Here is an 8,642-nt window from a genome sequence, read left to right as displayed (position 1 = left end):
GAACAGGAGGCTGCTTTCTGCTTATCTAAAGAGATGTCTGGAGTAGATTTTTGTTAGACAAAGCACATCAAACACCAAACAGAAATAAAAGCTATAAAATATATGAACTAAAACAACAACACGATTGTGACACAAGCCATGTGAATGCAGCATTATCATAGGGATTTAACTATCTAGCCACATATGTATAAAATACGAGTTTTGTGAAGAAGTATTAGTGAGGAATAAGATGAGATAAAGTTTCCTGGATTTTTTTGCTGTTTCTCATTGTAGCTCATTTACTTCACTTTTGATTATTAATGCTTTCCTATTGTTCTATTTTAATCGATAATTGTTTTTCTCTCGGTCATTCTATCTTAGTGATTMTTTCTTTGTCTTTATTTCTGTAGTTATTTAATGACATCTCAGCAGCGACATTCGTTAAGTTCAAATTCATCTTACTGTGCAAACGTTCGTCAGATTCCATCATCCAATATTCAATATCTTATTATCATTATTTTACCAATTTACGGTAATTATTCGTTTGTCTAATGCTTATCCGTTTATTTTCTCAGCCACTGCGGTGCCCACCAATTCCATTTTCCTAGCAGCTTCATTAATGATGGCATCAGCAGCATTCGGATAATGGTTGCATCGATAAGGATTGCTGCAGCTATGCCAATACCGAGCTGTCTCACCCCGACAACATCACCGAATGCGAACGGTACAGTTACAGCGATGATGATTGCTGCTCCGCAGTTAATAATTCTGCTTATCGAGGACATTCCTATTAGGATGGCCATTTCATTGTCCTGCGTTCGCTCATATTCCTCGTAGATTCTTGATACGAGAAACACGCCATAATCCATGCTGATCCCAAATGCTAAGCCAAATATGAATACGGGTATCATAATGGCAATGCTGCTTGGCTCCATACCGAAGAGCCCTTCCTGATAGATCCAGCTTATAATTCCGAAGGCTGCCCCCATGCTCAAAAAATTCATGATGATCGTTTTCAATGGAATGAGAATAGAACGAAATGCGAGGAATAACACGATATAGTTGGATACAATCACAAATAGGAGCACATATTTCAAATTGTTGAAAACATCATCATACACCTCTTGCTGATACTTCGCTTCGCCGCCAAGTAAAAACGGGAAGTTGGATTGTTCACCTCTCCGCTCCCATTCCCTCAACCAGCTCCTAACTTTTTCTGAAGCAGGGTCTCCGTGCACCATAACTCGTATGAGCATTTCATGATCATTCACTTCTGGTTCGGCCATTACTGCTGCGACTAGTGGATCACTCGTTAATTGCTTTATAAGCTTAGATTTCTGTGACGCAGTGTCGTAACTCAACAGATCACTATTTCCTATAGCAACCAGATACACTTCCGAACTTCCTTGAGGATTGAATTGCGTTTGGTAGTCTTCATAGGCAATTCGGCTGGCATAGCCAGGCGGCAAAGAAGATGCATCCGGAATACTAATGGTCATGCGTGCTAGTGGTAGTAAACAAATGATCAATAGTAGTACAGCAACCAGGACATGCCGAATTGGTCGTTTAAGCACATAACGTGACATGAACAACCATTTATTGCCCTTGTTAAATATAGAAATATGCCGTTCTTCTTTTATAGCTGGCCACATAACGGTAAGAAGCGCTGGAACGAATGTTAATGCTATTAATAATGATATCGCTAATACAAGTGCAGCACTAATCGCAATCGAGGAGAACATCGTCAGTGGTACGAATAGCACTCCGATCAGTCCCAAACAAACGCATACACCGGAGAAAAAAACAGCTCTTCCTGCTGTCATCATTGTCATAACCAACGCCTGTTTGGCAGAGTACCATTGCAATTGCTCACGGAAGCGGCTGACAATCATCAGAGCAAAATCGATGCTAAGCGCGAATCCAACCATCGGGATAACGCTTAGCACAAAGTTGGATAACTCGGTTACCGTACCCAGTCCATACACGATACCCATCGTGCCCATTACCCCGATCATGCCGGCGATTATCGGAATAAGTGCAGAGCGTATGCCGCCGAAAGCTAGCAGCAAAATAACGAAGGCTGCGGGTAAGCCTATTCGTTCTGCTTTAATCAAATCCGTTAGGCTCACCTTAATCTCTCTATGACTAGGCAGTTGCTCACGAATCTGAGCGAACACAGCATTCATTTCATGGGTGCTTTGTTCGAAGGAAAGCAGCGCATATGCAAAATTGCCGTTAAACATCATTTCATTATTTACCGGTGACAGCAAGCCAATGAGCCCATCCAAACCCTGTAATTGGTTCAAGGATTGCTGAATATGTCGCTGAAAAGTCTGAGTAGAAACGTTTTCCTTTTTCTCGAATAGTAAAATAACGGGTTGTTCGGGGATATGAAAATCAGATGCCATTAGTTGTTCTGCTTCAATGAATGATCCATTAGGTACTAAGCCGTGATCATCCAGCACGCTAGGCAGTTTAGGCGCGAAATAACCAAAAAAGAGCATAAACAACATCCAACCTATAAGGATCGTTTTCGGAAATCGATACGCGACGACCGCGAGCAGTTGAAACATCAAGGCCAGACTCCTTTTTGCTTCGAATCACGTTAGACCTTCAATTCATTTCAAACGAGTAGCCTGAACCAACTTATAAGCCAGTCCCGGTGCAACGGGAGCTGCCGCAAGCATCAATCTCGGCAATATCGGCAAATCAAACAGCCATTGCAGCCTTCTTCCCCACTTCATAGGTCCATTGAAGTCTTTATGAATCGCTTGCGAGTATTGCTGTTCCCATTGTGCCAGCGTAATCTCACCTTTCAAGTAGCGGCCGACCAGCGGCGTACATAATCCAGCGGATCGCAAAGCCATCGACATTCCATCACCGCACAGTGGCGGTAGCATGATGGAGGAATCTCCGACACGAGCAATTGATTCCCATGTTAAAGGCTTCCGGCTTAGTCGGACGGGAGCGACGGCAGCTTGTGTTCCTGATAAGGGAACGGCATGAGCCAGTCGCTTGGCAAGCTTCGGATTTCGTCGACAAACTGCACGGATGAAGCCTAATATTGATTTATCTGAATCTACTAGATCAAATTCCTTTCGATCTAGCAGAGCAGCGACGTTAACCCGTCCGCCTTCGATCGGAGAAATGCCCAAATAACCGCCGTCAAAGAAATAGAGTTCAACAACAGAGTCCACGTCTATGCCGGTAAAATGTGATTTTACGCCAATATATTCGTTTTTAGAGTCATACACGTCATGTCTGCCAGGCAGTCCATTCCGATTCGTAGCTCCCCATGCCGCAATAACAGCACGTGCACGGAAAAGCTTCGGCACAGCACAGCCGGCTTGCCTCGTTTCTATCGAATAACAATTGTCACTAAACGTAAGAGCTGTCACGGTCGTTTGCGTATAAAGCTGAGCGCCTGAAGCAACAGCTGCATGGTGTAGTGCCGGATCTAGAGAGTAACGGCTAATCCCAATGGCTGAGCCTGGCAGTGCAATTTCAAGCGCTTGTCCATAACGAAAGTTTAATCGTGTTCGCTCAATGGACATCGGTCTTAGTTCTTCAACATACTGCTCCAAACCAAAGGATTGCAGCATACTTCTAGATTCTGGAGATAGAAATTCTCCACACACCTTATGCCTAGGGAATGCCTTCTGATCAAGCAACACGGTATCCAGACCCTGATCCGCCAATAGCTTGGCCAAGCTGCTGCCCGCCACGCCAGCGCCAAGGACTGCCACATCATGGATAGCCAACGTCATAGATGCTGCCTCCCAAGCTTAACCTGCTGCTCATGTCTAATAAGAACGGCATATCGGAACAACGGCCGCCATGAATAGGTCAAGTCTACCCCTTCGCCGAGTGATTCCTTTAATAGCTCCCAATCAGCGATTTGAAATCCTTTGGCCACGGATAGCGGACCGTCATTTACAATATAACGGTTGCTGGATATAAGGCGCGTCGTCACCCAAACGGCTGACCATGCCAGCCAGTGCCGATGAATGTCATTGATGACCACGCCGAGTCGCGAGAGAGATAACATTTTCAAGATTACTGCTGGCAGTTCTTCTTCCCCAAAATGATGCAGAAACTGCGTTCCGGTAACGATATCGACAGACTGTTCAGACATATCGAATAAATCGTATTGCAGCACGTTTACTCTTGGTTCATGACGGTAGAATTGCTTAGCTTCTTCACAAGCTTCCGTTGTTTTGTCGACAAGCGTAATTGATGCATCGATTCGGTTCATGTCTAACCATTGCAACAGCCGCCGATTAACGTCGCCTGAACCGGAGCCGATGTCCATGATGGATAGATGTTTCGGCTTATTCGCTTCGTTCCACAGCCTCTCGATTCCATACATAGTCGGCGCAGCAGCTGCGAAAATCCGATTCAGCCATCTAAGATGACGGAGCGCTTCCCGAAGCTCAATGCCTCCACTCGTGAAGTCGTCCATCAATTCCGGCGTTACAGCACGTTTGCTGCCTTTTTTAAGCATGAGCTTCAACTAATTTCACTTCTCTTCGTTGGTTGGATGGAACATAGCTGATTTGTACCATTTCACAAGTGAGTCCTGGCCCGAAAGCAAGTGCAAGACCGCTGGCAGGGCCAGCCCCTCGCTCTATTAAGTGCTGTCTCATCTCGTCCAGTACAAACAAAATGGTCGCCGATGACATGTTCCCGAAATCGCGCAGCACGTTACGGCTTGGCCTTGATTGCTCCTCCGTAAGCCCATAGCTATCAACTAGCGTATCGATAATACCTTTCCCACCGGGATGAATGGCCCACAATTCAGGCAACTTATTTTCACCGATGAGCTGCCCAATTTGCTCGGGGATCGTAGCGCCAATCAATTTGGGGATATTCGGTGAAAGATAAAGATCAAATCCGAAGTTGCCGACCTCCCACACCATTTCATCTGCACAATCCGATAAAAGAACGGATCGGTCCGTCCCTAATCGAAATACGCCCCTCGCATACTGTAGTTTCTCCTCTAACGACCCAATCACACATGCTGAAGCGCCATCACCGAAAAAAGACGCGCCAAATAACGCTTCGCGTTCGCTGGAGGGCTGAATGTGAAGCGTACATAATTCGACGCAAACCAATAACACTTTGGCCTTGGCATCACTTTCAATAATGTGCTTCGATAGGTTAATGCCTCTTAGCCCTGCGGCGCAACCGAGAAAGTTAAGCGGCAACCGGTTAACGGTGGCAGCTAACTCCAATTCTCTCACGATAACGGTATCCATACCGGGAAGAAATTGACCTGTACAGCTTACTGTTATCAAATGTGTAATCTCGGACGCCTGTAAGTTGGCAGCTTCCATAGCCTTTCTCGCAGCAACTATTGCAAGCGGGACGGATTCTCTCTTATACGTTTTCATACGATCAGCTGTCGTTGGAAGTTCTTCGCCGGACGCCTGAAGAAAGTAACGGCACTGATCAGCCGATTCCAATAAATTCGGCTCGCATGTATACCGTGTCTCTACGCCACATTGTTTAAATATTCGTTTGGCCCAGCGCGCAGAGTCGGGATATTCTCGTAGGGCCTCCGTCAAACGCTGGGACGTATTCGTTTGTTCAAGCTTATAAGCCGGTACGGCTGTACCTATTCCAACAATCGCAATCGCTTGGTTCAATTGGTTCATAGTCGTTCCATCCTCTCCATGCTCGCTTTGAATATATCTATTCGTCGCAGCATTTCAATATGATGGAAATCATAGAATCATATGGACGGATTTTGAAGTGCTGAAATCTTCGTTATTGACACCTCTGACCGATAAAAACAATCTCCAATGGGTAATATAAATAGTAAAAAAAGGAGGTTCAACACGTGCAGACAGTATGGAAAGGCGCAATAAGCTTCGGTCTTGTCCATGTGCCGGTGAAGATGTTCACGGCTACCGAAGACAAAGATATTCACTTTCGCACGATTCATAAGGAATGCGGTATGCCGATATCGAATGTCCGAACATGCTCCCATTGCGGCAAAAAGGTTGAGCAGGAAGATATCGTGAAAGGCTTCGAGTACGAGAAAGGAAAGTTTGTTATTTTCAACGAGGATGAGATCGAATCTCTGAAGCCTGAATCCGCGAAAGTGATTCAGATTCTGGACTTTGTTTCGTTGTCGGATATCGATCCGCTGTATTATCAGAAACCTTATTACCTCTCGCCCGATCTATCTGGCGCCGGAGCTTACAGCTTGCTTCTGGAAGCGATTAAGGACACAGGAAAAATAGGAATTGCCAAAATCTCGATCCGAAGCAAGAGCAGCTTAGCTGCGATTCGTGCAGTAGGCAACTGTTTATGTCTGGAAACGATGCATTATCCGGATGAAATCAGGCCAATCGCCTCGGTCCCGAATCTCCCCGAGCAAACGGTCGTGAACGAGAAAGAGCTTCAGATGGCGAAGCTGCTTATCGAGCAATTAACGGAAACCTTCCAGCCGGACAAGTATACAGATGATTATCGTATAGCACTTACGAACGCTATTCAGCAGAAAATCGCCGGCGAAGGCGTCGATAAAATAACGTCTCCGTCCGAGACTCGTTCCAATGTCATCGATTTGATGGCTGCCCTTCAAGCGAGCATCGAGGCGGCGAAGGCGCCGCCGGCATCACCACCAAAGCCAAAACGCAAAAGCTCGTCTAAACAAACGAAAGAAATCGTATGATTTAGATAAATCGCCCCCAATAAGCCTATCCCTCATAGCAGGCTTATTGGGGGCACTTTAATTGCTACTATTAGCAAGTTCAAGTATGTAAGTAATTTCATCCTTATGGGAATAGTTGTCCGATGTTGGTGTTTCCAATAGGATTGGAAGCTCACCGATGACCGAGGATTGTAATAGCTGCATCATCGCATTTGCTCCGATATATCCCTTGCCAACTTGAGCATGCCGATCCTTAAAAGAGCCGCTTGGATAGACCGAATCATTAAGATGGATCGCCTTCAGGTCGGCGAAATATTCTAATTGGGTCCCCTTCTCTACAAGATCAGCCCAATTATGTCCTGTCCATAATCCGCTGGCGAAGGCGTGGCATGTATCGAGGCAATAGCCGATTAGTTCGGGATAATCCGTCAGCTTGCGAATCTGCACAAGTTCTTCTAGCGTAATACCCATTTTCCCCCCTTGCCCAGCATTGTTCTCAATAAGAAGCAGTGTCTTCCCCTTATAGTTCATGAGCACATTGTTAATCATATTAATCATTAATTTATAGCCTGTAAGAGGATCTCCTGTCCCTTTATATTTGCCAAAATGGACGACCAATCCGATAGAGCCGCATGCATCGGCAATATCAAGATCGTTCTTCAGGGAGCGAATCGTTATCTCCTGCATTTCGGGGTCTTCGACCGAGAGGTTTGTCGGATAAGGCGTATGGGCAACGGAAACAAGACCTTGCTCTTGGCAATACGCTGCACATGCTTCTGCATCTTTGCGATTATAGTCCTTCACCGAAAGACTTCTCGGGTTTTTCGGGAAATATTGAAATGCCGTCGCGCCGATCTTAACGGCTTCCTTTGCTGCGTTAAGATACCCTTTGCTCATTCTCACATGACTTCCGAGCCTCACTTCACTTTACCTCCTCTGCCTATACCGTCTGACTTTTAGTTTTGTCCCCCGTCTCCTTTGTTATGCTGAATGCCACGTATGGGAAAGCTTGAGCTATACGTTTTTTGGGAGGTTATGAATGAATCTGAAACCTATTTCCCCATTTGAACCGATTAGTACAGCATTGCCCCCTGAAGGTGACGAGTGGATAGCCCAAATTAAGTGGGACGGCGTCCGGGTCCTGCTGTATGATGACGGCAGTGAAACAAAGCTTTACAATCGAAGGTTGAACGAAAGAACGTTGCAATATCCCGAGTTGCTTAGTCATAAAACGTTCTGTACAGCCGACTCCATCATTCTTGATGGAGAGATCATCGCGTTCGATCATCATAAACCTTCTTTTCATGAAGTGATGAAGAGAGACAGCTTAAGGCAGCCCGGCAGAGTCAAGCAAGCTGCCTCCCTTATTCCGATCACCTATATGATTTTCGACGTGCTGTACTATAATGGCGATTGGGTGACGGACAGAACATTACAACAACGTCATGCTTTGCTGGAGCAAATCGTCATACCGCAAACCAATGTTCAACTCGCACAAAACTTTGAGGATGGCCAAACATTATTCGAACAGATGAAGCAATATCAAATGGAAGGCGTCATATATAAGGAGCTTCAAAGTACGTATAGGATCAATGGCAAAGACGGTCGTTGGAGAAAACAGAAGGTTATGAAGGACTTGTACGCGGCGGTAGGCGGAGTTACATTCCGTGATAAGACGGTTAATTCTCTCTTGCTCGGTCTCTATACGAATGATCACGAATGGATTTATATCGGTAATGCCGGCACTGGAAAATTAACGCAGAACGATTGGTCGAACCTAACGGAATTGGCGAAACTAATGCAAGTCGACGAAAGTCCATTCACAAATGAACCGGTGCGGTCCAAAGATATCATATGGGTAAAACCTGCCATTGCCGTTAAAGTTGAATATTTAGAGCTAACCGCAAATCGAACGATGCGTCATCCCAGCATACAGGCGATTGTCAGTGTAGATAACACTTTAGAATGTACGCTAGAGCAAATAAAAGGTTAGGTTGAGGCC

General features: G+C 45.5%; 7 protein-coding genes. 2 read left to right on the top strand and 5 right to left on the bottom strand.

The annotated features are described in order from the left end of the window. Window positions 1–542: 542 nt before the first annotated feature. Genes AC1DF0_RS13890 through AC1DF0_RS13875 form a run of 4 tightly spaced genes read right to left on the bottom strand, consistent with a single transcriptional unit; the run spans window position 543 to window position 5,636 of the window. On the bottom strand, window positions 543–2,552 hold the full coding sequence (locus AC1DF0_RS13890) for an MMPL family transporter (RefSeq protein ID WP_477574385.1): 2,010 nt from the start codon (window positions 2,550–2,552) through the stop codon (window positions 543–545). 45 nt (window positions 2,553–2,597) lie between these two features. Further along, a complete protein-coding gene (locus tag AC1DF0_RS13885; RefSeq protein ID WP_442053274.1) occupies window positions 2,598–3,746 on the bottom strand; it encodes an NAD(P)/FAD-dependent oxidoreductase in 1,149 nt (382 codons plus the stop codon). Next, on the bottom strand, window positions 3,743–4,483 hold the full coding sequence (locus tag AC1DF0_RS13880; protein ID WP_477574398.1) for a methyltransferase domain-containing protein: 741 nt from the start codon (window positions 4,481–4,483) through the stop codon (window positions 3,743–3,745). The genes AC1DF0_RS13885 and AC1DF0_RS13880 overlap by 4 nt, the downstream gene beginning before the upstream one ends. After that, entirely contained in the window at window positions 4,476–5,636 is a 1,161-nt protein-coding gene (locus AC1DF0_RS13875) for a type III polyketide synthase (protein ID WP_477574384.1), read from the bottom strand. The genes AC1DF0_RS13880 and AC1DF0_RS13875 overlap by 8 nt, the downstream gene beginning before the upstream one ends. Before the next feature lie 185 nt (window positions 5,637–5,821). Here AC1DF0_RS13875 and ku point away from each other — a divergent pair, with 185 nt between their 5' ends. Continuing rightward, the gene (gene ku, locus AC1DF0_RS13870) at window positions 5,822–6,661 is read left to right on the top strand and encodes a non-homologous end joining protein Ku (RefSeq protein WP_477574383.1); all 840 of its coding nucleotides are present in this window, start codon (window positions 5,822–5,824) and stop codon (window positions 6,659–6,661) included. A gap of 57 nt (window positions 6,662–6,718) precedes the next feature. Here the strand turns inward: ku and AC1DF0_RS13865 are convergent, their stop codons facing one another. Next, the gene (locus tag AC1DF0_RS13865) at window positions 6,719–7,561 is read right to left on the bottom strand and encodes a deoxyribonuclease IV (RefSeq protein ID WP_442053277.1); all 843 of its coding nucleotides are present in this window, start codon (window positions 7,559–7,561) and stop codon (window positions 6,719–6,721) included. Between the two features lie 118 nt (window positions 7,562–7,679). Between AC1DF0_RS13865 and AC1DF0_RS13860 the strand changes: the two genes are divergently transcribed. After that, window positions 7,680–8,633 carry an ATP-dependent DNA ligase gene (locus AC1DF0_RS13860; RefSeq protein WP_477574382.1) on the top strand — a complete coding sequence of 318 codons (954 nt, stop codon included), beginning with the start codon at window positions 7,680–7,682 and terminating at the stop codon, window positions 8,631–8,633. Window positions 8,634–8,642: the final 9 nt, after the last annotated feature.

Source organism: Paenibacillus sp. 05T425, assembly GCF_056396205.1.
The sequence above is the reverse complement of the archived record's forward strand: the minus strand, read 5'-3'. Positions and strand labels throughout refer to the sequence as shown.